The 25,227-nt window shown below is 67.4% G+C and carries 26 protein-coding genes; 11 read left to right on the forward strand and 15 right to left on the reverse strand.

Translation table 11 applies throughout. The features are described 5' to 3' along the window. Positions 1 to 9: 9 nt before the first annotated feature. Positions 10 to 705 carry an enoyl-CoA hydratase/isomerase family protein gene (locus R2707_11365; GenBank protein MEZ5245689.1) on the reverse strand — a complete coding sequence of 232 codons (696 nt, stop codon included), beginning with the start codon at positions 703 to 705 and terminating at the stop codon, positions 10 to 12. 54 nt (positions 706 to 759) lie between these two features. On the opposite strand from R2707_11365, the gene R2707_11370 reads away from it, so the two are divergent. From R2707_11370 to R2707_11380, 3 genes are read left to right on the forward strand one after another with little or no spacing between them, the layout of a single operon-like run. Then, positions 760 to 1,959 carry an amidohydrolase family protein gene (locus R2707_11370; GenBank protein ID MEZ5245690.1) on the forward strand — a complete coding sequence of 400 codons (1,200 nt, stop codon included), beginning with the start codon at positions 760 to 762 and terminating at the stop codon, positions 1,957 to 1,959. 2 nt (positions 1,960 to 1,961) lie between these two features. Continuing rightward, positions 1,962 to 3,464, forward strand: a complete 1,503-nt coding sequence (locus R2707_11375) for an acyl-CoA synthetase (GenBank protein MEZ5245691.1) — start codon at positions 1,962 to 1,964, stop codon at positions 3,462 to 3,464. Then, the gene (locus tag R2707_11380; protein MEZ5245692.1) at positions 3,464 to 4,246 is read left to right on the forward strand and encodes a hypothetical protein; all 783 of its coding nucleotides are present in this window, start codon (positions 3,464 to 3,466) and stop codon (positions 4,244 to 4,246) included. The genes R2707_11375 and R2707_11380 overlap by 1 nt, the downstream gene beginning before the upstream one ends. Here R2707_11380 and R2707_11385 read toward each other — a convergent pair. After that, complete coding sequence (locus R2707_11385; protein ID MEZ5245693.1) at positions 4,234 to 5,058, reverse strand: SDR family NAD(P)-dependent oxidoreductase; 825 nt, start codon at positions 5,056 to 5,058, stop codon at positions 4,234 to 4,236. The genes R2707_11380 and R2707_11385 overlap by 13 nt on opposite strands. A 43-nt stretch (positions 5,059 to 5,101) precedes the next feature. Between R2707_11385 and R2707_11390 the strand changes: the two genes are divergently transcribed. After that, positions 5,102 to 5,602, forward strand: coding sequence for an SRPBCC family protein (locus R2707_11390; GenBank protein ID MEZ5245694.1), 501 nt, complete (start codon positions 5,102 to 5,104; stop codon positions 5,600 to 5,602). 21 nt (positions 5,603 to 5,623) lie between these two features. On the opposite strand, the gene R2707_11395 is transcribed toward R2707_11390, so the two are convergent. From R2707_11395 to R2707_11415, 5 genes are all read right to left on the reverse strand, one after another. Next, positions 5,624 to 6,208 carry a hypothetical protein gene (locus R2707_11395; protein ID MEZ5245695.1) on the reverse strand — a complete coding sequence of 195 codons (585 nt, stop codon included), beginning with the start codon at positions 6,206 to 6,208 and terminating at the stop codon, positions 5,624 to 5,626. Between the two features lie 3 nt (positions 6,209 to 6,211). Next, the gene (locus tag R2707_11400; GenBank protein MEZ5245696.1) at positions 6,212 to 6,586 is read right to left on the reverse strand and encodes an HNH endonuclease signature motif containing protein; all 375 of its coding nucleotides are present in this window, start codon (positions 6,584 to 6,586) and stop codon (positions 6,212 to 6,214) included. Between the two features lie 383 nt (positions 6,587 to 6,969). Beyond that, positions 6,970 to 7,938, reverse strand: a complete 969-nt coding sequence (locus tag R2707_11405) for an LLM class flavin-dependent oxidoreductase (GenBank protein ID MEZ5245697.1) — start codon at positions 7,936 to 7,938, stop codon at positions 6,970 to 6,972. After that, positions 7,935 to 8,699: a class II aldolase/adducin family protein gene (locus R2707_11410; protein MEZ5245698.1), complete on the reverse strand. Its 765-nt coding sequence runs from the start codon at positions 8,697 to 8,699 to the stop codon at positions 7,935 to 7,937. The genes R2707_11405 and R2707_11410 overlap by 4 nt, the downstream gene beginning before the upstream one ends. Before the next feature lies 1 nt (position 8,700). Next, positions 8,701 to 9,906, reverse strand: a complete 1,206-nt coding sequence (locus R2707_11415; protein MEZ5245699.1) for a cytochrome P450 — start codon at positions 9,904 to 9,906, stop codon at positions 8,701 to 8,703. Positions 9,907 to 10,012: 106 nt separating this feature from the next. Here R2707_11415 and R2707_11420 point away from each other — a divergent pair, with 106 nt between their 5' ends. Genes R2707_11420 through R2707_11435 form a run of 4 tightly spaced genes read left to right on the forward strand, consistent with a single transcriptional unit; the run spans position 10,013 to position 14,800 of the window. After that, on the forward strand, positions 10,013 to 10,855 hold the full coding sequence (locus tag R2707_11420) for a nitrilase-related carbon-nitrogen hydrolase (GenBank protein ID MEZ5245700.1): 843 nt from the start codon (positions 10,013 to 10,015) through the stop codon (positions 10,853 to 10,855). Between the two features lie 11 nt (positions 10,856 to 10,866). After that, on the forward strand, positions 10,867 to 12,273 hold the full coding sequence (hydA, locus tag R2707_11425; GenBank protein ID MEZ5245701.1) for a dihydropyrimidinase: 1,407 nt from the start codon (positions 10,867 to 10,869) through the stop codon (positions 12,271 to 12,273). A 15-nt stretch (positions 12,274 to 12,288) separates the two neighbouring features. Next, positions 12,289 to 13,776, forward strand: coding sequence for a CoA-acylating methylmalonate-semialdehyde dehydrogenase (locus R2707_11430; GenBank protein MEZ5245702.1), 1,488 nt, complete (start codon positions 12,289 to 12,291; stop codon positions 13,774 to 13,776). Between the two features lie 25 nt (positions 13,777 to 13,801). Continuing rightward, positions 13,802 to 14,800 carry a TIGR03842 family LLM class F420-dependent oxidoreductase gene (locus tag R2707_11435; protein ID MEZ5245703.1) on the forward strand — a complete coding sequence of 333 codons (999 nt, stop codon included), beginning with the start codon at positions 13,802 to 13,804 and terminating at the stop codon, positions 14,798 to 14,800. 64 nt (positions 14,801 to 14,864) lie between these two features. Here R2707_11435 and R2707_11440 read toward each other — a convergent pair whose 3' ends face one another. Continuing rightward, positions 14,865 to 15,431 carry a TetR/AcrR family transcriptional regulator gene (locus R2707_11440; GenBank protein ID MEZ5245704.1) on the reverse strand — a complete coding sequence of 189 codons (567 nt, stop codon included), beginning with the start codon at positions 15,429 to 15,431 and terminating at the stop codon, positions 14,865 to 14,867. A 51-nt stretch (positions 15,432 to 15,482) separates the two neighbouring features. On the opposite strand from R2707_11440, the gene R2707_11445 reads away from it, so the two are divergent. After that, the gene (locus tag R2707_11445) at positions 15,483 to 15,887 is read left to right on the forward strand and encodes a DUF6326 family protein (GenBank protein ID MEZ5245705.1); all 405 of its coding nucleotides are present in this window, start codon (positions 15,483 to 15,485) and stop codon (positions 15,885 to 15,887) included. Positions 15,888 to 15,889: 2 nt separating this feature from the next. Here the strand turns inward: R2707_11445 and R2707_11450 are convergent, their stop codons facing one another. The 7 genes from R2707_11450 to R2707_11480 all read right to left on the reverse strand — a co-directional run bounded on the left by R2707_11450 (position 15,890) and on the right by R2707_11480 (position 23,480). Continuing rightward, the gene (locus R2707_11450) at positions 15,890 to 16,675 is read right to left on the reverse strand and encodes an ABC transporter permease subunit (protein MEZ5245706.1); all 786 of its coding nucleotides are present in this window, start codon (positions 16,673 to 16,675) and stop codon (positions 15,890 to 15,892) included. Then, positions 16,672 to 17,556 carry an ABC transporter permease subunit gene (locus R2707_11455; protein ID MEZ5245707.1) on the reverse strand — a complete coding sequence of 295 codons (885 nt, stop codon included), beginning with the start codon at positions 17,554 to 17,556 and terminating at the stop codon, positions 16,672 to 16,674. The genes R2707_11450 and R2707_11455 overlap by 4 nt, the downstream gene beginning before the upstream one ends. A gap of 69 nt (positions 17,557 to 17,625) precedes the next feature. Continuing rightward, positions 17,626 to 18,792, reverse strand: coding sequence for an ABC transporter substrate-binding protein (locus R2707_11460; protein ID MEZ5245708.1), 1,167 nt, complete (start codon positions 18,790 to 18,792; stop codon positions 17,626 to 17,628). Between the two features lie 25 nt (positions 18,793 to 18,817). Further along, entirely contained in the window at positions 18,818 to 19,669 is an 852-nt protein-coding gene (locus R2707_11465; GenBank protein MEZ5245709.1) for a nitrilase-related carbon-nitrogen hydrolase, read from the reverse strand. Positions 19,670 to 19,675: 6 nt separating this feature from the next. Next, positions 19,676 to 20,689: an LLM class flavin-dependent oxidoreductase gene (locus R2707_11470; protein MEZ5245710.1), complete on the reverse strand. Its 1,014-nt coding sequence runs from the start codon at positions 20,687 to 20,689 to the stop codon at positions 19,676 to 19,678. After that, positions 20,686 to 22,113, reverse strand: coding sequence for a dihydropyrimidinase (gene hydA, locus R2707_11475; protein ID MEZ5245711.1), 1,428 nt, complete (start codon positions 22,111 to 22,113; stop codon positions 20,686 to 20,688). The genes R2707_11470 and hydA (R2707_11475) overlap by 4 nt, the downstream gene beginning before the upstream one ends. Continuing rightward, positions 22,113 to 23,480: an aminotransferase class III-fold pyridoxal phosphate-dependent enzyme gene (locus R2707_11480; protein ID MEZ5245712.1), complete on the reverse strand. Its 1,368-nt coding sequence runs from the start codon at positions 23,478 to 23,480 to the stop codon at positions 22,113 to 22,115. The genes hydA (R2707_11475) and R2707_11480 overlap by 1 nt, the downstream gene beginning before the upstream one ends. 107 nt (positions 23,481 to 23,587) lie before the next feature. Here R2707_11480 and R2707_11485 point away from each other — a divergent pair, with 107 nt between their 5' ends. Together R2707_11485 and R2707_11490 are read left to right on the forward strand one after the other, a co-directional pair. After that, the gene (locus tag R2707_11485) at positions 23,588 to 24,370 is read left to right on the forward strand and encodes an IclR family transcriptional regulator (GenBank protein MEZ5245713.1); all 783 of its coding nucleotides are present in this window, start codon (positions 23,588 to 23,590) and stop codon (positions 24,368 to 24,370) included. After that, positions 24,367 to 25,227, forward strand: coding sequence for a nitrilase family protein (locus R2707_11490; GenBank protein ID MEZ5245714.1), 861 nt, complete (start codon positions 24,367 to 24,369; stop codon positions 25,225 to 25,227). Before R2707_11485 ends, R2707_11490 begins: the two co-directional genes overlap by 4 nt.

Genomic DNA, 25,227 nt, shown 5'->3' on the forward strand with positions numbered 1-25,227 from the left:
GTTGCGAACCTAACGACCCAGCAACTTCGCGAAGGCGGCGTTCTCGATCGCCTCGGCCGTCTCGATGAGCGGCAGCCGCCACGCCCGCATGGTCTCCTTCGCCGCCGCAACGGCCTCGGCATCGTTGTCGGCGATCATGAGACCGATCTCGACCGCCCGTTCGATCAGCCGATCATCGGCGACCGCCTCGAGCGCCAACCCCCACTCGACCGCCGTCGATGCGTCGACCCAGTCGGCGGTCAGCAGCATCCACGAAGCCCGCTGATGGCCGATCTGGTTCGGCAGCAGCCGCGACGAGCCGATTTCGGGGGCCACGCCGATCGCCGCGAACGGGGTACGGAATCGGGCCGAGGCGGCGGCGAGCACGAGGTCGGCGTGGAGGCACATCGTCGTCCCGACCCCGACGGCCATGCCGTTGACCGCCACGATCAGCGGGGTGCGCAGGGATCGCACCGCATCGTTGAACGAGACGGTGTGTTCGGCCGATTCGGTCGTCGCGGCGATTGCCGCGAGGTGGTCGAGATCGACACCGGCACAGAACGCGCGACCCGATCCGGTCAACACGACAGCACCGACCGACGGATCGTCGTCGGCGGCCCGCAGCGCCGCGGCCGCCCGATCGGCGAGGCCGGCATCGAGCGCGTTGAGCTTCTCGGGCCGGTCGAAGGTCAGCACCCGCACCGGTCCGTCGTTCTTCACATCCATGCCCGGACGCTAGGAGCGTTTCACAGCCCCGTCACCTTTGCGTACGCTCGCGGAATGGCCGATCTACCGTTCCTCGCGTTCGACGCCGACAACCACTACTACGAGGCCGAAGACGCCTTCATCCGCCACATCGATCCGAAGATGAAGAAGCGGTGCATGCAATGGGCCGAGATCGACGGCAAGAAGCGCTTCCTCGTCGGGGGCCGGGTCAACAAGTTCATCCCGAACCCGACCTTCGACCCCATCGCCGCCCCAGGCAGCCTCGAGGACTACTTCCGGGGCAAGAACGAGGCCGGCGACATGGACCTCGGGAAGATGTTCGGTGAGCTCTCCCCCATCTCGGAGCACCCCGGCTACCGCGATCGCGACGCCCGCCTCGAGCTGATGGATTCCCAGGGTCTCGAGACCGTCCTCCTCTTCCCCACCATGGGTGTCGGCATGCAGGAGGCGCTCAAGCACGACCTCCCCGCACTCCACGCGGCGTTCACGGCGTTCAACAGCTGGCTCGACGAGGACTGGGGGTTCGACCGGGGCGACGGCCGCATCCACGCGGTTCCGTTCCTGACGCTCGCCGACCCCGAGCTGGCCGTCGCCGAGCTCGACCGGGTGCTCGCCATGGGCGCCCGGATGGTCGTCACCGTGCCCGGTCCGATCCCGACCGAGCACGGCTACCAGTCGCCGGGCATGCCCGCCTACGACCCGATCTGGGCCCGACTCCAGGAAGCCGGCGTGCCCTTCGCCATCCATGCCGGCCTCGGCGGCACGAGTCAGTACGGCAAGATCTGGGAGCCGCCCTCGGGTCAGTTCGAGGGCTTCAAGCACTCGCCGTTCCCGGTCGTCGCCTTCGCCGACCGCACGATCGCCGACACCTTCGCCGCGATGATCTGCCACGGTGTGCTCGACCGATTCCCCGACCTGCGGCTCGTCACCATCGAGAACGGCGCGATGTGGGTACCCGATCTCCTCCGCAACCTCCAGGCCGGCTACGGCAAGATGCCGTTCGCGTTCAAACGACACCCGGTCGAGGCATTCCGGGAGAACATCTGGGTGTCGCCCTTCTTCGAGGACGACATGCACGCCCTCAAGGACGTGATCGGTGTCGATCGCCTCCTGTTCGGATCCGACTTCCCCCACGCCGAAGGGCTTCCCGAGCCCACCGACTACGTGAAGGACATCGTCGGGTTCACCGAGGAGGAGACTCGCAAGGTCATGCGTGACAACGCCTACGAGCTGATCGCCTCCTCGGCCCGATAGCCGTGTACCCCGGGGCGCACGAGCCCGATCGCGCCGCAGTGGTGATGGCGGGGTCGGGCGAAACCGTCAGCTACGGCGAACTCGAGTCGCGTTCGATCCAGCTGGCCCGCCACTGGCGCGACGCCGGCCTGCGCCCGGGCGACCACGTCGCCATCCTGCTGGAGAACCACCCGCGCTACTTCGAGGCGGTCTGGGCGGCGCTGCGGTCCGGCATCTACTACACCCCGGTCAACGTGCATCTCACCGCCGGCGAGGTCGCCTACGTCCTCGGCGACTGTGGGGCCAGAGCCGTCGTCACCTCGCCCGCCCAGGCGGACAAGCTCGGCGAGCCGGCCGACGACATCGACGTGCTCGTGATCGGCGACGGCTACGACGCCGCCCTCGACGCCCAGCCGACCGAGCCACTCGAGGACCAACCGTGCGGCCACGGAATGTTCTACTCGTCGGGCACCACCGGGCGACCGAAGGGGATCCTGTTCCCGCTCCCCGACCGGCAGGTGACCGACGACGACCCCATGGTCCAGAACGGCTCGCCCCTCGGCCTCGCCGACGGCTGCGTCTACCTCCTGCCCGCGCCGCTCTACCACACGTCCCCGGTGGTCACCGGCGCCCTGTGTCATCGCTACGGGGGCACCGTCGTGGTCATGGAACGCTTCGACGCCCGCGCCTGCCTCGAGACGATCGAGCGCTATCAGGTCGACGTCGCCCAGTTCGTGCCGACCATGTTCGTCCGCCTCCTCAAGCTCGACGACGACGTCCGCAACTCGTTCGACCTGTCCTCGCTGCGCCACGTCAGCCACGCGGCGGCGCCGTGCCCGGTCGACGTGAAGCACCGGATGATCGAGTGGTGGGGACCGATCATCCTCGAGTTCTACGCCGGATCCGAGAACGTGGGTTCCACGATGATCACCTCCGAGGAATGGCTCGCCCATCCCGGCTCGGTCGGCCTGCCCCGCTTCTGCACGACCCACATCTGCGACGACGACTTCAACGAGCTGCCCGTCGGCGAGGTCGGCAATGTCTGGTTCGACACACCCGGCGCGGCGATGGAGTACCACGGCGACCCCGAGAAGACGGCCGAGAACCGCAGTCCGCACGGTTGGTACACGATGGGCGACGTCGGCCGCGTCGACGACGACGGCTACCTCTACCTGACCGACCGCAAGACGTTCATGATCATCTCGGGTGGCGTCAACATCTACCCCCAGGAATCGGAGAACGTGCTCGTGGCCCATCCCGCGGTGCTCGACGTCGCCGTCATCGGCGTGCCCAACGACGACCTCGGCGAGGAGGCCAAGGCGGTCGTGCAGCTCGTCGATCCCGGCGCCGCGAGCGACGAGCTCGCGGCCGAGTTGCTCGCCTATTGCCAGGAGCACCTCGCCCGCTACAAGTGCCCGCGCTCGGTCGACTTCACCGAGCAACTCCCCCGCGAGGACTCGGGCAAGCTCTACAAGCGCCGCCTGCGCGACCAGTACTGGGGCGACCAGGAGAGCCGGATCGTCTGATGACGCAGATCATCAACATCTCTGTTCCCCGGACGGGGTCGAGCCATCTGGTCAACCACCTCCGTGCCTTCACGGGGTTGCGCGTGTTCGGCGAGGTGTTCAACCCCAATCAGTGCTTCTCGTTGAAGTCGGGACACTTCGACCACATCGCCGAACGCTGGGGGACGCGCCTCAGCCCGGCGATCGACGACCCGGACACCGTCGCGTGGGTGCGTGCCCACCCCACGGAGACGCTCGAGGTGCTCCGTCATTTCGCCCGAGGTCGCGCGACGGTTGTGAAGCTGTTCCCGGGTCACCTGGACCGCGCCTTCGTGACCGACTCACTGCTCCCCGACGACGATGTGGTCGCACTCGTCCTGCTCCGTCGCGTCATCGACAGCTACGCGTCGGCCGAGAAGGCCCGACGGACACGGCGGTGGCGCACGGCCGACACGACCGACCTGCGAGTGGAAGCGAACTTCGACCACTTCGTGGGTTGGTCGAAGTACCAGCAGCGCTGGTACCTCGACTGTCGGGACGCCATCGCCGGCGCCGATCGCCCTTTGAACATCCTTCGCTACGACGAACACATCGATCGCGACACCGGGCAGTTACTCGATGGCCTCGAGGCGATGCTCCGCGCCAACGACATCGATCCAGGTCCCCGCAAGGAGATCCCGTGGGTCACCCCGAAGCAGGACACGACACGTGACCCCGGCCGGAAGTTCACGAACTGGTCCGAGTTCGAGGCCCGGCTCGACGACGCGGGAATGCTCGACCTCGCCACCGGCTACTTCCTCTGACTCACACCCTGGCCGTCGTAGGGCGAACCGACGAGCGCGACGGGTGCGGCACTCCAGGCATCGAGCAGTCCCACCGAGAGATCGTCGCAGCCGTGCTTGAGCGGCGACGCATCGTCGAGGATCGCCGCGGTGACGCGGGCCGCCGCCTCGGCGGCCGGCGTCGTCATGTGGTCGACCGCCTTGCGACCCTCGTACGACGCCTCCGCCATTTCCCGATAGCCCTCGTAGGAGACGGCCTCGGGCATGCGGTCCGATCCCGCCAGCATGTCGGTGTCGATCGGTCCCGGCATGATCTCGATCACCCGGATGCCGAACGGCGCCACTTCACAGCGCAACGACTCGCCGAAGGCCGACACCGCCGCCTTGCTGGCCCGGTAGACGGAGTAGAAGGGGATGGCGGCCAGGATCGACGACGAGGTGATGTTGCACACCACTCCCCCGCCGCCGGCCCGCAGGACCGGGATCGCCCGCGCCGTCAACTCGACCAGGCCGAAGACGTTGGTCTCGAACACGGCCCGCCAGTCGGCGATGTCGACATGTTCGACCGGCAGGTACTGACGCTCGATGCCGGCGTTGTTGACCAACACCCGCAGCCCGTCGGGCACCACGAACGTGTCGGGGTCGTCCATGTCGATGCGTTGCACCGTGATCGAACCGCCACCGTCCCCGACCAGTGCGGCGAGATCCTCTCCGTCGGCCGGATTGCGCATCGCCGCAACCACATCGAAACCGGCCTGCGCCAGATCGAGGGCGATCGCCCGTCCGATCCCGCGGCTCGCACCGGTCACCCACGCCACTCCACTTGCGTCCATCCGACGACACTACGCTTCGAAACGCCGGCACGTCAGGGGGACCATGCCGCTCGGGAGAACCATGCAGCGCCACGAGTTCAGCTTCGAGATCGACGCCACACCCGACGAGGTGTGGCAGGTGTTCCACGGGCCCAAGCCCCGGGTCATGGAGCACGGCGACGTGCGCATCGAGATCCTCCACCCCGGTGCCGAGGGCGGCAACGGCCTCGTACGCCACTGCCACTTCCGGGTGCCGAAGTACCTGTTCTCCGGCGGCCGGGCCAAGAGCTGGGAGTGGCTCACCGAGCTGGACCCGCCCAACCGGTGGCGCTACGACGCGATCGGCAAGCCGCTCTGGTCGGAGGCCACCGGCATCACCGAACTCGAGGACCTCGGCGACGGCCGCACCCGGGTGCACTTCACCGAGACCTACCACGTGTTCAATCCCGTGATGCGGGTGTTGCTCGAGCGCCGGGTGCACGACTTCATCTCGAAGGACAACGACGTGCTCATGAAGCAGGGCGTCGAAGCCGGGCTAAAGGCCCTGCGGCGGCACCGAGACTGACGAGGGCCGCGCCCGCGCCCGTCAGGCGTCCATCAACGGATCGAGGAACTCGAACCCCGACCGGGCGTTCGCATCGACGGCGAACCGGGCCACCGGCACGGTGAAGAAGTCGGCGGCAACGTGGCCGACCGCCGCAAACCGTCCCTCCGCGTCGAAGGCAACGAACACGACCGCGTAGTCGGACTCGCGATCGACCCCGGCCCAGAGGTCGTAGCCGCCCTGGAGAACGGATTCGACGTCATCGACATCCGGGCCCCACATCGATGTCTCCCCGACAGATCCGGTCAGCGGCACCGCGGACCGGGTCTCGGTCACCTCGAGAGAGACCTCCACCGTCGCATCGCGTGCTGCTCCGTTGACCGCGAGACCGCTGACACGTAGCCAGTCGTAGTGCTCGATGACCTCGATGGTGATCGCCCCCGAACAGGCGCCGCCATCGGGGCAGAGCTCCCCTGAGCTCCAGGATGCACTGTCGGGGATCACGAAACTCTCGGCCGCGTCAGAGAGCGCGTCGTAGGGATGACCGTCGGAGCTGCACGCCGAAACGACGATCGCGAAGCATGCGAGGAGCAGCCCGGCGACTCGGGCGCGATCGTGAAACGGCATGGTTCACCTCCGAATCGCCTGCCATCCCGGCATTGCAACGCTAGCCCGACGGGCCCGCTCGGGGCAGGGCGACACCGGTTCGGACCAGCGGGTGCCCACGGGCCACGACCCGCCACCGCCGGCATCGTCGCGTGCCAACTCCATCTGCCGATCGTGGACGTCGTGATGGCAGCGGCAGCACAGCAGGACCAGGTTGTCGATGTCGGTCGGTCCGCAGGCCAACCAGGCGATCACGTGGTGCGCTTCGCAGCGAGACACCTCGGCCCCGCAGCCGACGCACCCGCGGTCGCGAGCGATGAGTGCCTTCCACTGCTCGAGGGTGGCGGTGCGATGGTCTCGCCCGACCCAGATCGGCTGGCCCGGTCCAGCGAAGACCATGCATGCTCGGCGGTGATCCGCCCTTCGGCCAGCGCCTCGCTCACGCGCTGCATCGACTCCAGCTGCGTGGCCGTCTTCGCCACGACGGCCGCAGCACGCGACGACATCCGACCCGCCGAACGCATCACGCCCGCGCCGTCGAGCCCGGCATCGCCCAACCGGTCGATCGCTCAGACCAGCCGCATCTCGAGTGCAGCGGCCGCGCCCGTGAGACGGCGCAGATCGTCGACACAGTCGGCCAGCTCCCGCCGCGACATCGTGCCGATCGCCACTCCGTTCAGTTCGCAAACCGCCGTTTCGAACACGGATCAAGGAAACGAACATCTGTTCGGTTTGTCTACCCTGAGCTGGGTCTTTCCGTGGCGATCTCGGCGCGTGAGGCGTCAGGCGAGCGCCGGCTGGAGTTCGTCGACGAGCAGTTCCATCTGCCGTTCCACCAGCGCTTCGGGCATCCCACCGATCGATCCCCAGAGGTAGAGATGCTCGATCGGCAGGCCGTCGCAGATCGTCCGCACCCGCGCCGCAGCCTCTTCGACGGTGAGGATCTGCAACGGCGCGATCACGCCGGACCCCCGCCCCTCGCGGACCTCGTCCTCGGTGAGCATCCTCGGCGTGCGACCCGAACCCTTCGCCGCGTTCTGCCGATAGCTGTTCAGCTGGTGGGTCCGGTGGGGCAGGATCTGCTCGAACATCTGCTCCGGGTCGTCGGCCAGTACGAAGTCGACCACACCGCCCATGCGGGCCGCAGCGGTGGGGTGCCCGGCCTCGGCCAGAGCGTCGCGATAGATCGGCCAGCTTTCCGCGTTCCAGGTCATGAGCCCGACCCCGAGCCGCCCGGCCCGCCGGGCCCCGACGGGGCCGAGGTAGCCGGCCCAGATCGGTACCGGGTCCTGCACCGGCCCCGGCGTGCACCCGCCCTCGGCAAAGATCCGGCCGACCTCGGCCAGGGCGTGATCGGTCGACCGGTAGCGGTCGGCGAGATCGGCGCCGAACGCCTCGAACTCAGGGGCGACATAGCCGGCCCCGAGGCCGAGTTCGAGCCTTCCGTTGCTGATCACGTCGACGACGGCCGCCTGCTCGGCGATCGCCATCGGATGGGCCAGCGGAGCGACGATGACACCGGTGCCGAGACGACACTGCCGGGTCCGGGCCGCGATGGCGGCGAGGGCGGTGAGCGGCTGGGGCAGGTAGCCGTCTTCCACGAAGTGGTGCTCGGTCACCCATATCGACCCGATGCCCTTGCGGTCGGCCTCCTCCATCAGGTCGAGATGCCAGCCGTAGTAGGTCGCCGGGTCGCGGTGCCAGGGATCGGGATTGCGGAAGTCGAAGTACAGCCCGAGGGTGGGACTCATGATGTCGTTCCGTTCAGAAGGGTCGGGTCGGCCCGCAGCTCGGTTCGCACCGCGGCTTCCCAGAAGCCGATGAACCGGTCGCCGTCGCTCTTCGCGAACATCGTCGCCGCCGCCGCGCCGAGTCGGGACTCGAGCGGACCATCGGCGACGGCCCGCGCGTGCCACGCCCGCTGCGACCGCTGCTCCAAGGCCACACACCGTTGATGCGCGGCCCGCACCGAGACAGCGGTGACGAACACCCCGTGCGCCGCGAGCAGCGCCATGTCGGCGTCGCCCATCAGGCGAACGGCTGCGGCTGCGGCGTCGGGGTCGTTGGCCGCACCCTCGTATTCGTCGACCAGCACGAGATCGCCGCCGCCGAGCGCCGACGACTGATCGAGCACCGGCGGCACCTCGCCGATGTCGGCCCAGACGGTCGCGTGGAGCGGATGGCTGTGCACCGCGACCTGAACGTCGGGGCGGGCCCGGTGCAGGGCGAGGTGCAGCGGTATGCCGAGCGGCACCGGCCAGTCGTTGCCGTCGAGCGCGCCCTCGACCACGTTGCCGTCGAGATCGATGGCGATCACGTGTTCCGGTCGCAACTCCTCCCAGTGGAGCAGCCACGGATTGCACCAGAGCGTGCCGTCGCCGCGATTGATCGTGATGTGGCCGGCGAGGTGGTCGTCGTAGCCCTCACGCCACAGCGCCCGGGCCAGCAGCGCCAACTCCTGGCGCGGCGTCAGCTCGGGCATCAGGCTCGAGGGGGTCGGTTCGAATGACATGTCAGACCCCCACGTCGACGCGGGCTGGGAACGTGATCGGCAGCGAACGCCACCCCGTGACGTTGCTCGAATGGAAGCGGACCTTCGCCTCGTGATCGACCTCGTAGTCGGGGATGCGGCGGAAGATCTCCTCGACGGCGACCTTCCCCTCCATGCGGGCCAGGGCGGCACCGAGGCAGAAGTGGGCGCCGTAGCCGAACGCGAGATGCCGCTCGGGGCGACGATGGATGTCGAACTCCTCCGCGGTCGGGCCGAACTCGCGCTCGTCGTGGTTCGCGGCGCCGATGACCAGCAGGACCGAATCGCCGGCCTTCATCCGCCGGCCGTGCATCTCGTGGTCACGGGTCAGGGTGCGGTGCATGTACTGCGTCGAGTTGTGGAACCGCAGCACTTCCTCGATGGCCCCGGGCACGAGCGACAGGTCGGCGGCCAGCTCGGCCTTCTGTTCGGGATGACGCGACAGCAACTCCAGCACGTTGGCCACCATCTTGGTGGTGGTCTCGTGGCCGGCGATCACGAAGAGCACGCAGAAGCCGAGCAGTTCCTCGTCGGTGAGGGCCCGACCGTCGACCTCGAAGCCGACGAGGTCGTTGATCAGCCCGCTTCCCTCACCGGCCTTGCGCTTCGGGAGGTCGGCCATGAAGTACTCGATGAGGCCGAACATCCCCTCCGCCGCGGCCGGTGGCACCGACATCACGCCGTCCTCGCGGATCATGATCTTGTCGCTGTTGATCCGCAGGTGGCCGCGGTCTTCGGGCGGAACGCCGAGCACCGCGGAGATGACATCCATCGGATAGGGGCTCGTCAGGTCGCCGACGACCTCCGCCGACCCCTTCGTCACGATCGCATCGAGATAGCCGGTGAAGATCGATCGGATCTCGTCCTCCATCTTCGCGACGGTCCGGACGGTGAAGACCCGGCTGACGAGCTTGCGCAGCACGGTGTGTTCGGGCGGGTCGAACTCGATCATCTGGTCGAACCCGATGCTCTGGCCGATCGGCCGCCGGTTCTCCAGCGCGATCCCGCCGGCCGACGACAGCAGCTCGGTGTCGCGGAACCCCTCCAGCACGTCGTCGAAGCGTGACAGTGCCCAGAACTGGAGCTCGTCGTTCCAGTACAGCGGCGCCTCGTCGCGCATCCGCTTGTAGGTCGCGTACGGGTCGTCGTGGTGCGAGAAGCCGAACGGGTTGAACTCGAGATCGCTCACGCCAACGACCGTAGCGAAGCCCGGCCGCCGCGCTCGATTCCTTGCCCCCGCTGAGGCCATTCGTACGCGAGGATGGGGGAACGACGAACAACGGGGAGACCGTGCAATGCCCGACACCGTGAAGGCCGCCATACTCCAGACCGCCTGGACCGGCGACAAGGAGTCGATGATCGAACTCCACGAGAAGCATCTCGCCGACGCGGCCGCAGCCGGCACCCAGGTGATGTGCTTCCAGGAACTCTTCTACGGCCCGTACTTCTGCCAGGTCCAGGACACCGAGTTCTACAGCTACGCCGAGGCGATCCCCGACGGCCCGACGACCAAGCGCTTCCAGGAGCTCGCCGCGAAGTACGGCATGGTGCTGGTCCTCCCGATGTACGAAGAGGAACAACCCGGCGTCCTCTACAACACCGCAGCGGTGATCGATGCCGACGGCAGCTACCTCGGCAAGTACCGCAAGATCCACATCCCGCAGGTGAAGGGCTTCTGGGAGAAGTTCTACTTCCGACCCGGCAACCTCGGATACCCCGTGTTCGACACGGCCGTCGGCAAGGTCGCCGTCAACATCTGCTACGACCGCCACTTCCCCGAGGGCTGGCGGGCGTTGGGCCTCAACGGCGCCGAGATCGTGTTCAATCCGTCGGCCACGAGCCGCGGCCTGTCGGCCTATCTCTGGCAGCTCGAACAGACCGCCTCGGCCGCGGCCAACATGTACTTCGTCGGGGCCATCAACCGGATCGGCGTCGAACCGCTCGGCGACAACGACTTCTACGGCACGTCGTACTTCGCGAATCCGCGGGGCCAGTTCGTCGGTGAGACGGCGAGCGACACCGACGAGGAGCTCGTCATCCGTGATCTCGATCTCGGCCTGATCCACGAGGTCCGCGACCAGTGGGCGTTCTACCGAGACCGTCGACCCGACATGTACGGCAACATCACCGAAGCGTAGGAGCAGAGCGCATGAAGAAGCTGATCAAGAACGGGACCGTCATCTCCTCGACCGGCGCCGATGCTGCCGACGTGCTGATCGACGGCGAGACGATCGTCGCGGTCCTCCAACCCGGTTCCGACGTCGCCGTGTCGGCCGAGGCCGGCGCCGAGGTGATCGACGCCACCGGTCTCTACGTCATTCCCGGTGGCGTCGACGGCCACACCCACATGGAGCTGCCCTTCGGCGGGACCGTCGCTTCCGACGACTTCGAGAACGGCACCCGGGCCGCGGCCTGGGGTGGCACCACCACCATCGTCGACTTCGCGGTGCAGAGCTTCGGTCAGGGAGTGCGCGACACCCTCGACCAGTGGATGGGCAAAGCCGACGGCAAGTGCGCCATCGACTACGGCTTCCACCAGATCATCGGCGACGTCAACGAGCAGTCGTTGAAGGACATGGACGCCCTGGTCGACGAGGGCATCACCAGCTTCAAGCTCTTCATGGCCTACCCCGGCGTGTTCCTGTCCGACGACGGCCAGATCCTGCGGGCCATGCAGCAGGCGGCCGGCAACGGGTCGTTGATCATGATGCACGCCGAGAACGGGCTCGCGATCGACGTGCTGGCCGAGCAGGCCGTGGAGCGGGGCGAGACCGACCCGGTCAACCACGGTTACGTCCGTCGGGCCGAGTTCGAGAGCGAGGCCACCCACCGGGCGATCCAACTCGCCAAGGTGGGCGCGGCGCCGCTCTACATCGTGCACCTGTCGGCCTCGGAGGCACTCGAGCAGGTGGCCATCGCGCGCGACAAGGGCGCCAACGTGTTCGCCGAGACCTGCCCGCAATACCTCTATCTCAACGTCGAGGACCATCTCGACCGCGGGTTCGACGGCGCCGCCTACGTCTGCTCCACGCCCCTGCGCACGAAGCACGCCCACCATCACGAGGATCTGTGGAAGGGCCTGCGCACCAACGACCTCAGCGTGGTCGCGACCGACCACTGCCCGTTCTGCATGAAGGATCAGAAAGAACTCGGTCGCGACGACTTCCGGGCGATCCCCAACGGCATCGGCGGCGTCGAGCACCGGATGGACCTCATCTACCAGGGTGTGGTCAACGGTGAGATCTCGCTCCCACGCTGGGTGGAGCTCTGCTCCACGACGCCGGCCAGGATGTTCGGGCTCTACCCCCGCAAGGGCACGATCCAGCCCGGCGCCGATGCCGACATCGTGTTGTACGACCCGAAGCGCACCTGGACCATCAGCCAGGACAACCACCACATGAACATGGACCACTCGGCGTGGGAGGGCTTCGAGATCAACGGCCACGTCCACACCGTCATGTCACGCGGCCGGGTCATCATCGAGAACGACACCTACACCGGCAGCACCGGCCACGGGAAGTTCCTCCGTCGCGGCCTCTCCGACTACCTCATCTAGCAACCCCGGGACCCCATGCAGCAGATCCAGCACCTCATCGACGGTTCATCGGTGGCCGCCACCTCCGGTCGCACCTCACCGGTGTTCGACCCGGCGACCGGCGTCCAGACCGGCGAACTCGCGCTCGCCTCGGTCGCCGATGTCGACGCGGCGGTCGCGAGCGCCAAGGCGGCCTTCGTCGAATGGCAGACGGTGAGCCTCGCCCGGCGGACCAAGCTGATGTTCACGTATCGCAACCTCGTGGTCGACAACGCCGACGAGATTGCCGCCCGCCTTACCGCCGAGCACGGCAAGGTCCTGAGCGACGCCGCCGGCGAGATCGCCCGAGCGATCGAGAACATCGAGTTCGCGTGCGGCCTCACCGATCAGCTCAAGGGAAGCCACAGCGAACAGGCATCGACCGGCGTCGACGTCTACTCGGTGCGGCGGCCGCTCGGGGTGGTGGCGGGCATCACCCCGTTCAATTTCCCGGCCATGGTGCCGCTGTGGATGATCCCCAACGCCGTCGCCTGCGGCAACACCTTCGTGCTGAAACCGTCGGAGAAGGACCCGTCGGCGCCGTTGCTCATCGCCGAGCTCTTCCAGGAAGCGGGGTTCCCGCCCGGCGTGCTCAATGTCGTCCAGGGCGACAAGGTGGCCGTCGACCGTCTGCTCGAACACCCCGACGTGAAGGCCGTGAGCTTCGTCGGATCCACCCCCATCGCGCACTACGTCTACGAGACGGGAACCCGCCACGGCAAGCGGGTGCAGGCGCTCGGCGGTGCCAAGAACCACATGGTCGTGCTCCCCGATGCCGACATCGACCTCGCCGCCGACTCGGCCGTGTCGGCGGCCTATGGCTCGGCCGGCGAGCGCTGTATGGCGGTCTCGGTCGCCGTGGCCGTGGGCGACGTCGCCGATCCACTGGTCGATGCCGTCAGGGTCAGGATGGAGAAGCTCACGATCGGGCCGGGCACCGACCCCGCCTCCGAGATGGGGCCGCTCATCACCGAGGCGCACCGGGACAAGGTCACGGGCTACATCGGCGCCGGTGCCGACGCGGGGGCGACCGTGGTGGTCGACGGCCGTTCCGCCGCGTTCGACAACGACGGGTTCTTCCTCGGCGTCACGCTGCTCGATCACGTCACCACCGACATGACCGTCTACCGCGAAGAGATCTTCGGGCCGGTCCTGTGCGTCGTGCGGGTCGACACCTACCAGGAAGCCGTCGATCTGATCTCGACGAACCCGTGGGGCAACGGTGCCGCGATCTTCACCCGCGACGGCGGCGCGGCCCGCCGCTTCCAGGAGGACGCCGATGCCGGCATGGTCGGCATCAACGTGCCCATCCCCGTCCCCGTCGGGTACCACTCGTTCGGCGGCTGGAAGGACTCGGCCTTCGGCGACACGACGATGTACGGGCCCGAGGGCTTCCACTTCTACACCCGCCCCAAGGTGATCACGAGTCGCTGGCCCGATCCGGCCGGCAGTGCCGTCAACCTCGGCTTCCCGACCAACCACTAGCTCGAGACGAAAAGAGAGCAACACCATGGACTTCGGCGTCGTTCTGCAGACCGACCCGCCCGCCTGGCGGGTCGTCGACCTCGCCCAGAAAGCCGAAACGCTCGGCTTCAGCCACGGCTGGACCTTCGACAGTCATGTGCTGTGGCAGGAGCCCTACGTGATCTACAGCCAGATGCTGTCGGCCACGAACCGCATGATCGTCGGCCCCATGGTGACCAACCCGGGCACCCGCAACTGGACCGTCACCGCCTCGCACTTCGCGACACTCAACGACATGTTCGGCAATCGCACGGTCTGCGGCATCGGCCGCGGCGACTCGGCCATGCGGGTGCTCGGCCACACCCCCACCAAGCTGACGACCCTCAGCGAATCGATGCACGTGATCAAGGAGCTGGCGGAGGGGCGCGAGGTCACCTACAACGGCACCCAGCAGCACTTCCCGTGGGCGAAGGAGTCGAAACTCGACATCCTGATGGCGGGCTACGGGCCCAAGGCGCTCGACCTGTGCGGCCGCGAGACCGACGGCTTCATCCTCCAGCTCGCCGACCTCGATCTCGCCGAATGGATGATCACCGCCGTGCGCGCCGCGGCTGCCGACGCCGGGCGCGACCCCGACGACCTCTACATGTGCGTGGCCGCACCGGCCTATGTCGGCACCAACCTCGCCCACCAGCGCGACCAGTGCCGCTGGTTCGGAGGCATGGTGGGCAACCACGTGGCCGACATCGTCGAGCGCTACGGCGACTCCGGCGCGGTGCCCACCGCGCTCACCGACTACATCAAGGGCCGCGAGGGCTACGACTACGCCGGCCACGGCAAGGCGGGCCACGACCACACCGACTTCGTGCCCGACGACATCGTCGACCGGTTCTGCATCCTCGGCGACGAAGACGCTCACATCGAGAAGCTGCGGGCACTCGAGGCCCTGGGCGTCGACCAGTTCGCGATCTATCTCATGCACGACCAGAAGGACGAGACCCTCAACGCCTACGGCCAGCGCATCATCCCGGCCCTGGCCCGCTGACGGGCAGGGCGTTCGTCACGCCGGGTGGCACCGGCAGGCGTGCGTGCCCCGTCAGTGCGTCGCGTCAGCCGGCCCCCTCGAGAACCAGGAGCATCTGGTCGACGTGGACCGCGACGTCGAAGTCTCCGAGATCGTCGTCCGGAGCGAGCGCCCGCATGACGAGCGGAGCCTCGAAGATCAGGAAGGCATCGTGGTAGCTGAAGTGTGGTGCAATCTCGCCGCGGGCCCTCGCGCGATCGAAGATCGCCCGGGTCGGACCGGCGCGAACGTCCATCATCGACCGCTGCAGTTCATGGAGCTTCGGTTCGCGATGGGCTGCAGCCAGGATCTCCAGGAACAGGGCCCGAATCCGTCGATCGGCGAAGATGGGCAGAAGACCCGCGAGGAACTCCCGGAGATCGCCTCGCAGTGACCCCGTGTCGGGCGTGTTCGGTACCGGGGTGAGCCGATCGAGGGCCGCAACCAGCAGCTCCTCCTTCGTCGGGAAGTGGCGATAGATCGTGGTCCGGGCGAGCCCCGAACGACGAGACACCTCGTCGACGGTGAACCGGTGCACGCCCACATCCAGAGCGACCTCCACCGACGCGTCGAGCATCTTGACGCGGGCTTCCTGACTCAGCGGTCGAGCCATGCGACCCGGCCGGCGGTTGCCGTTCCCATTACGCAGCAATACTGTAGCGTTATGCTGAACTCCCCCGTCGACATCCGCCTCCGAATCTCGGCTCTCTGGATCGCCATGTTGTTCATCTTCGCCTATGTCGATCTGTTCTCGCTGTACCGCCCGGATGTCCGCGCCGATCTCGCGAACAACCGTCTCGCCGGCTTCGAGATCGGCCAGCCGTTCCTGCTCGCAGTGACCGTGTTCGTGATCATCCCGAGCCTCATGGTGTACCTCAGCCTGGTCGTGGGCCGGGAGTTGAATCGCATCGCGAACATGGTCGTGGCCGGCACCTACGCGCTGGCAACGATCGGCAGCGCGATCGGCGAATGGAACTACTACGTCGCAGGCAGCGCGGTCGAGGCAGTGCTACTCGCCCTCGTCGTTCGCCATGCGTGGTCCTGGCCGGAACCACTCGCGGCCGAGTAGCGCTAGTGGCCGGTGCTCTGGCGGCGCCAGGGCATGGCGACCCACTCGAGCGCGGCCACGGCCACGAACATCGCGATGCCGACCGCGCTCGCGCCCAGCACCGCGGCCCACGCGGTGTCGTAGCGCGACAGGCCGGCGCTCTGGGTGATCAGCTGACCGAGCGACCCCTGGGTACCGCCGAAGTATTCGGCCACGATCGCGGAGATGATGGCCAACGAACTGGCCAGGCGCAGCGCCGACATCAAGAACGGCAGGGCGTTGGGAATGCGCACCCGCCGGATGACCGACCACTGCGATGCCGCCTGGCTGCGCATCAGTTCGACATGGACGGCATCGACCTGGGTGAGCCCCTTGGTGACGTTGAAGAACACGGGGAAGAAGACGACCACGATCACGACGAGGCGCCGCGAGAACGGGTCAGTGGACCCGAACCAGATGTTGAACACCGGCGCCAAGGACACGATCGGCACCGCGACCATGCCCGACGCGATCGGAGTGACGATGTCGCTGAACCAGCCCCACCGCGAAGCGATCAACGACGCGAACACCGCGAGGACCGACCCGACGACGAGGCCGTAGACGGCATTGCCGCCCGTCACCTCGACACCGTTCCAGATGCGGCCCCAGTTGTCGCCCACTGCGGTGTAGATCGACGACGGGCTCGGCAGGAGGAACTGCTTGATGTCGAACGCCCGCACGAGCCATTCCCACACCCCGAGGAACACGGCGCCGAACGCCAGGGGCACCAGGATGGTCGCGGCCCGGTCCGAGAATCGACTGCCGGTCACAGCGACATCTCCGAACGATGACGGGAACCGGGCATCAGTCGCTCGAGACTGCCGACCGCCGACGTGAACAGGAGCCCGAGCAGGCCGGCGCCGATGATCGCGCAATACATCTTCGGCGGGTCGGTCTGTGCCTGCTGGGCGTAGGCCAGGATCAGGCGACCCACGCCACCGCTCAACCCGATCGAGATCTCACCGACGATCGACCCGATGATCGACGCCGCCGCGGCGAGCTTGAGGGCGGGAACCAGGAACGGCACCGCGCCGGGCAGCCGCACCTTCAGCAGGGTCTGACGCCGCGTGGCGGCATAGGAATCCATCAACTCGATCGAGTGATTGGGCGGCGACTGGAGGCCGCGCAGCCCGTTGACCGCCACCGGGAAGAACGTGAGATACGTGGCGATGAGCGACACGGACATCCACGGTTGCCAGTCGACCAACTCGATGCGGTTGCCCCACGTGACGATGACGGGGGCGAGGGCCAACAGCGGAATGGTCTGCGAGACGATGATCCACGGGAGGATCCCCTTCTCGAGCAGCTTCGAACGCAGCATGACGATCGCCAACGCCATGCCGATGAGGGCACCCATCACGAATCCGGCGAGCGAGATTCGCAAGGTGTACCAGGAGCCCTGCAGCACGGCTTCGAGCACGGTCGTGCCGCTGCGCCGTTGCTGGGGCTCGAAGAAACGCGCCACGATGTCGGACAGCGCCGGCATCGTGATCGCGTTGGTCTTGACGGGGAGGTCACCACCGATGACCGGCCATTGGTCATCGGTCGCGATCCCCATGCGGCGGTAGCCCTCGTAGAGGCCGCAAAGCCCCACGATGGCCACCGCCGCCGGGACGATCCGGAGGGCCCCGTCGATGATCCGTCGGTTCACGACAGCGCGTCCGCAACGGACATCGGTAGGGCCCTCTCGGTGTTCACTCGTTGTCGGTACTGACGGGGATCACTCGCCGCCGGGAGTGGGCTCGACGTCGATCGGCGCGTAGTCGGCACCGGTCACATCGAGTCCCTTCTCCTCGAGCTGGGCGAGGGCTTCCTCCATCAGGTCGGAGCGAGTGGCTTCCTCATCCGGCTGGCCGGCGAGGATCTCGAACTCCACGGCGACGTCGATGGTCTGCTGGTAGAGATCGGGATCGAGGATGCCGACGCCGTCGGGGGACGGCCAGATCAGGTTGTTGACCTCGTTGATCATCCAGCGCTGGTGACCTTCACCGAGGATCGGGGCGTTGTCCAGGACGATCTGGACGCCTTCCTCGAGATTGTCGCGGCAGTAGATCCAACCCTCCATCGAGGCGGCGAGGAAATCGACCGTCTGGGCCCGGAACTCTTCCTCCTGGAGCCGGTTCGTGTCGGCCCACAGGGCGTCCTGGAGCATGGCCACTCCGAGATCGTTGTAGTCGAGGACGTGGAGCTCCTCGGGCTGGATCAGCTCGCCCGTATCGGGGTTGACCGTCTCGAGCATCTGGGCGTATTCGTTGTAGATCGTCGCCATGGCGGCATCGATGTCACGATTGGTGATCGCCACCATGTCGAACTGCTGCTGGACGAGCTCGACGTCGGTCTCGGGATCGAGCCCGGCCTGGCGGATCGCCGCCAGCAGCTCGAACTCGTTGCCGAAGCCCCAGTTGCCGATCTTCTTGCCTTCCCAGTCCGCAGGACTGTTCAGCCCGGAATCGGCCCAGGAGACCTGGCGGGTACCGGAGCGCTGGAAGACCTGGGCGATCTGGGTGAGGTCGGCACCGGCTTCGCGGGAGGCGAGGCCGCGCACCGTGAACGACACGGCGTAGTCGGCGTCGCCGTTCGCGACGACCGTCTGCGGGACGATGTCGACGCCGCCCTCGATGATGGTGAGATCGAGGCCTCGCTCGGCGTAGTAACCCTGCTCGATACCGGCGTAGTAGCCGCAGAACTGGCCCTGCGTGAACCACTGCAGCTGGAGCGAGATCGGGGTGAGCTCGTCGCTCGACGGTGTGTCGCCGCTGTCAGCGCTGTCGCCGCTGTCACCGGCGCCCTCGTCGCCAGAATCGTCGCCACAGGCGACGGCGAACAGCGCGAAGCTGAGCAACAGCGCCAGTACCAGGCGCCAGCGTGATGTACGTGTGTCTCTCATATTCCCTCCAGGGACTTGATGTCTCTCATGTCGAGGACTCCTCGACGAGATCGGTGTAGAGCCGAGGCCTTCGATCGCGAAGGAACGGAAGCCTCTGTCGACGTTCGGCAACGCTGGCGAGATCGACGTGCGCGAACACTACCTCAGCGTCCTGCGTGCCGGCCTGAGACACAATTTCGCCGTCAGGTTGATAGATCGCACTGAGTCCGTAGTAGTCCTTGCCGGTCTCGGCCGACCCCTCGAGCCCGACACGATTGGCGCACACCACGAACATGGAATTGAACACGGCGTGGGCGCGGAGCTCGAGCTGGAAGACCTCTTTCGTCGGCGCGCTCGCGCACGCGACGGGCACGCACATCACCGACGCGCCACCCAGCGCGACGAGACGCCCGAGCTCGGGGAAGTGGCGCTCGTAGCAGATGATGACACCCGCTTTGGTCGGGCCGACATCGACCACCGGCGGCGGCAACTCACCCGGCCGGAAGTAGTACTTCTCGGGGAAGCCGTTGGAGAACGGCAGATGCGACTTGCGGTAATGCACCGCCGGCTCACCGTTCACGAACACACTGGCGGTGTTGTGATACACGCCGGGGGTCGCGCTGGCCTCGAAGATCGACGAGACGATGGCGATCCCGTGCGCCGCCGACCGGTCCGCGACCATCGCGTTGGTGGCACCATCGAGTTCCTCGGCCCAATCGAAGTAGGTCGGGTCGATCTCCGCCGCCACGAAGGGCGCCGAGAAGATCTCGGGGAGGACGACGATCTCGGCACCGAGCGCCGCGGCTTCGTCGATGAGCTCGCCGGCCTCGCGCAGATTCTGCGCCCGGTCGGCGGTCGGCCGAAGCTGGATTGCGGCGACACCACAGGGAGATTCCACTCGTGCTCAGCCTTTCCCGGCCGCGGCGGCCAACGCGAGGAGGGTCTGTTCCTTGTCACCATGGGTGGAGATCAGCGGCAGCTCGACCCCGGCATCGTGGAACTCGAGAAGCTTCTCGTAGGCCTGGCCGGCGCGACCGCACGCCGTCACCTCGTGCACGAGCGAGGTCGGCACGAGGCGCATCGCCCGCCGCACGTCGTCGGGGGTCGCGGGCCAGCCGGCGACCTCCTTGATGCGCTCGACGAGCTCCGGTTCGACCCCACAGTGCTCGGCGATGTGCGGCTGCTGCATCAGATACTGGGTGAGGAATGCGCGACAGGCGTCGACCGCCTCGTCGGGATCGTCGTCGTCGACGCTGCACGCGATGATCTGGGTGACGTGGATCCGGTCACGGCCATCGGAGCGCTTCGCGATCCCCTTGTCGATCGCGGCGAGCGCACCTTCGAGATACGACACCGGCAGCAGGAAGTCGAGGTTCACCCCGTCGGCGATCTCGCCGGCGAGTTGCAGCATCTGGGGCCCGACCGAGCCGAAGTAGATCGGCACGTCGATCGGCTTGTTCTCGTGGTACATGCTGTCGAACCGGACACCGTCCATGTGCACGAAATCGCCCGAGAAGCTGACCAGCTCGTTGCGGAAGAAGGCCTGGAGTACGCCGACATACTCCCGCATCGCGGTGACCGGACGTTCGACCGGTGTGCCGACCTTCGAAGCGATCGGCTCCCACCACGCACCGATGCCGAGAATCGCCCGACCGGGGGCGATCTCGTCGATCGTCTTGAACGTCACGGCCATCAGCGCGGCGTTGCGGCTCTTGTTGTTGACGACGCCGGTGGCCACGCCGACCCGTTGCGTGCGTGACGCGATGACCGCCGCCGGCACGATGCCGTCTCGAGCCAGCCGTCCCTCGGCAACCCAGACCGATTCGAATCCGTGGGTGTCGGCGAATTCGGCCTGCCACCAGGTCTGGTCGAGCGTGAGCCGCTCACCGAGGTGCACGCCGAGCGGTATCGCGGTCATCGCGCACCCGCCGTGGGCGCGATCGGCCGGGCGCGCGGCAGATAGCGACCCCGCCCACGCGCGGCTGTCACTTCGCCGTGCTCGACGACCAGCTCGCCCCGCGAGAACACGTGGGTCGGGCCTCCGACGATCTCGGTGCCCTCGTAGAGGTTGTAGTCGGTCCGCATGTGTTGGTCGGCTGCCCGAACCGTGCGCCGCAGCTCCGGGTTCCAGACCACGAGATCGGCGTCGGCCCCCGGCACGACCGTTCCCTTCTGCGGGTACAGGCCGAACAACTTGGCCGGCCGCGTCGCGACGAGATCCACGAATCGACTGACGTCGAAGCGGCCCTGACGGACACCGGCCTGCCAGATCAACGACAACCGGTCCTCGATACCGGGGACGCCGTTCGGCACGTCGGGGAAGTAGCCGGCACCACGTCCCTTCTGCGGCGGCAGGTCGTCGGGCTGCCCCATGCAGAACGCGGCATGGTCGGTGCCGATCGTCGACAGAGTGTCGCTCACCAGGGCGTCCCACAGGCTCTCCTGGTTGGCTCGCTCGCGGATCGGGGGCGAGCAGAGGTACTTCGCGGCCTCGTGCCCGAGCCCCTCGTAGTCCTCGTAGGCGGCCAGGAGGTACTGCGGGCAGGTCTCACCGTGCACCGGCACGGCGCGCGCCCGGGCCAGCTGGATCTCGGCGGCGGCGTAGCGGCTCGACACGTGGACGACGAAGAGCGCGCTCCCGACCGACTCGGCGATCGCGATCGCGCGATGCACGGCCTCCTGTTCGGACGTGTGCGTGTGTGCCGCGAGGTGGTGGTGTTCCTCGACCATCCCGGCTTCGACCAGCCGATCGGTGGCGTCCTGCACCAGATGACCGTTCTCGGCGTGGACCATGGGCAGCACGCCTTCCTCGGCGGCGGCGCGGAACCCGGCGATCAGGGTGGCGTCGTCGACCATCATCCCGTGGTACGCCATGAAGAACTTCCAGCTCGTCGCACCTTCGGCGGCGAGCTGGCGCAGTTCCGGGATCGAACCCGCCGTGAGCGCGTTGCTGGGAACCATCGGATGGAGCCCGAAGTCGACGACGACCTTCTCCTCGGCGACAGCCCGCCGGGCCTGGAAGGCGTCGTAGATCGATTCCTCCGGGCGGGACTTGACGAAGTCGACGATCGTCGTCGTGCCGCCGACGGCAGCAGCGATCGTGCCCGTGTGGAAGTCGTCCGAGCTCACGGTCGTGAACGAGAGCGCGGGGTTCTCGAGATGGGTGTGGGTGTCGATCCCGCCCGGCAGGACGTAGCACCCGCGCGCATCGATCTCGCGCTCGGCCGTGCCGGTCCCCGGCTCGACGAGCCCGACGATCTTCTCGCCGTCGACGACCACGTCGGCCGAGAAGACTCCGCTCGCCCAGACGACCTCGCCGCCCCGAATGATCAGTGCGGCCATCAGCCGAGCGCCTCGTCGACGAGACCGAGCAGGTCGTCGAGAATCTCCAGACCGAGCTCGAGATCGTCGGGGCTCGTGATGAGTGGTGGTGCCAGCCTGATGATGTTGTTGTAGCTCGCGAGGAACAGTCCGCGCTCCTTGGCCCCGCGCATGATCGCGTTCATCGGCGCCGCGGCATCGCCGGTCGCTCGGAAGGGAACGAGCGGCTCTCTCGTCTCCCGATCGCGGACGAGCTCGACCCCGTGGAACAGACCCATGCCGCGAACATCACCGATGCAGCGCCGCCGCTCGGCCATCTCCACCAGCCGAGCCGACACGACGTCGCCGGACGCGACGGTGCGGGCGAGGATGTCCTCGTCCTCGAAGACCTTGATCGACTCGACCCCGACCGCGCAGGCGAGTGGATGACCGGCATAGGTCTGACCGATCGGGAAGCGGTTGTCCTCCAACCAGTCCCGGATCGGGGCGCTCACGATCATTGCGCCGAGCGGCACGTAGCCCGAGTTGATTCCCTTGGCGACGCACAAGATGTCGGGCACCACGTCGTAGTTGTCGCACGCGAACCAAGTGCCGGTCCGGCCGAACCCGACCATGACCTCGTCGAGGATCAGCATGATCCCGTACTTGTCACAGACCGCCCGGATCGCCTTCAGGTACCCGTCGGGCGGATAGATGATGCCGTTGGTGCCGGTGACGGTCTCGAGCACGACCGCTGCGACCGTCTCGGGGTTCTCGTACATCAGGATCTCTTCGAGGTGCGGCGCACCTGTGCAGACCGGACACGGATCGGGGTGCCCGGCCGGGCATCGATAGGTGTAGGGGTCGAGGATGCGGACCACACCGGGGCCACCCGGTTCGGCATCCCATCGGCGGGGATCGCCACCGACCGTGATCGTGCCCATCGTTCCGCCGTGGTACGAGCGATTGCGGGAGACCACCTTGGCCCGGCCGGTCACGTGACGGGCCAGCTTGATCGCACTCTCGACCGCGGCTGCGCCACCGGTCGTGAAGTAGGTGGCGGTCAGGTTGCCCGGGGTGATCTCGGCCAACTGGGCGGCCAGCTCGCTGCGGGCATCGTTGGCCATGTTCGGGGCCACGTAGCAGATCTTGTCGGCCTGGCGCTTGATCGCCTCGACGAGGCGAGGGTGTTGGTGCCCCAGGTTCATGTTGACGAGCTGCGACTGGAAATCGAGGAACCGTCGACCGTCGTGGGTCCAGAACCAGGCGCCTTCACCGCCCGCCACGAGGAGTGGGTCGAGCGCCGATTGGGTCGACCAGGAGGTCAGCACCAGATCGTGATCGCGCTGCAGGGCGAGCGCCGCCGCATCGGCGTCGATCTCGGGACCCCTGCTCTCGAGTGCATCCATGGCGCTGTCCCTCTGACAACCACCCGGCGGTTCCCGTCGGGTAGGGTGGTCCACTGTATGAACCGACGGCCCACTAGAAACCTAGCACAGCGCTCCGGACGGCCCGCGTGACACAGGCGGTGCTCGCGAACCGGACCGCGGCGGTGCTTCGGCTCGTCGCGTCGAGCCCCGCGCCGCTGGGCCTGAGCGAGATCGCGCGCGAGTCGGCCATTCCGAAGGCGACCTGCATCCGCATCCTTCGCGCGCTGGTCGATCAGGAACTGCTCGACGTCGATCCCGAGACACGCCGGTATCGCGTCTCGTTCGCACTGATCGCCCTGATGGCCGATCGCGTGCATGCCGACGGGTCGATCGAGCTCCTCCGGCGCGAGCTGGTCCGCTTGGGTTCGACCACCCACGAGACGGCGGGCATCGACCTGTTCATCGGCCACGACGTCGTGGTCGTGTTGCAGATCGAGGGACCACAACTGATCAGCCAGACCAGCAAGCCCGTCCCCCGCCGACTTCCGGCCCTGCGCACCTCGACCGGCAAGGCGTTCCTCACCTGGCACCACGATCCGGCCTCCACCGAGGTGCTCACCGCGACGCTCACCGCGGCCGAACGAGACCGACTCGACGAAGAGCTCGCGACCAATCGGCGCCGGGGCTATGCCGTCGCGTTCCAGGAACTCGACCCGGAGGCGGCCGCGATCGCCGCGCCCGTGATGGTCCACGACACGATGGTCTGCGCGGTGTGGATCGGTGGGCCGAGCTATCGCATGACCACCACCGCGATCCCCGAGCTCGCCGCCCATGTGGTGGAATCGGCCCACCGCCTCGCGATCTTGCTGCGCACCGGGCGGGTCTCGCTCGATGATCTCCCATCCACTCCCCTGAGAGAAGTCTCATGACGACGATTCGCATCGCTTGCCTGCAGACCGAGCCGGTGCTCGGTGCCGTGCAACAGAACCTCGCCGACCAGGCGGTCGCCTGCGCCGAGGCGATCGCCAACGGCGCCGACCTGCTGATCCTGCCCGAGTGTTCGACCACCGGCTGGGCCTTCGAGAGCGTCGAACAAGCCCACGAGGTCGCCGAGCCGGTGCCCGAGGGAGCGGCGTGCCGCCAATGGCTGGCCCTGTGCCGCGACGAGGGAGTGCATCTCGTCGCCGGGGTGGTCGAGCGCGACGGCGACGAGTTGTTCAACACCGCGGTGCTGATGGGTCCCGACGGATTGATCGGCACCTACCGCAAGGCCCACACCTGGGCCCTCGAGAAGACCTTCTACGCGCCCGGCAATCTCGGCGTGCCCGTCTACGACACACCGCTCGGCCGGATCGGCATGCACATCTGCTACGACTGCTGGTTCCCGGAGTCGTTCCGACTTATGGCCGCCCAGGGAGCCGACCTGATCTGTGCGCCGTCGAACTGGGTGCCGGTCCCGACGCAGCGAGACGATCTGCCGGCGATGGCCAACCTGTTGTGCATGACCAATGCCCACACGAATCTCGTCTATGTCGCGGCGGCAAGTCGGGTCGGGGCCGACGGCGATCAGCCGTTCATCGGCCAGAGCATCATCGTCGACCACGCGGGTTGGCCACTGGCCGGTCCGGCCAGTGGCGACCGACCCGAGATCATCTACGCCGACGTCGACCTCATCGGATCGCGGGCGGAGCGCCACGGCAACCCGTTCAATCAACCGCTACGAGACCGTCGCCTCGACGTCTACGACGAGATGCTCGGCTCCGACCACCCGGCCGGCGAGTACTGA

This window comes from Acidimicrobiales bacterium (assembly GCA_041394245.1).
GTDB lineage: Bacteria > Actinomycetota > Acidimicrobiia > Acidimicrobiales > Aldehydirespiratoraceae > JAJRXC01.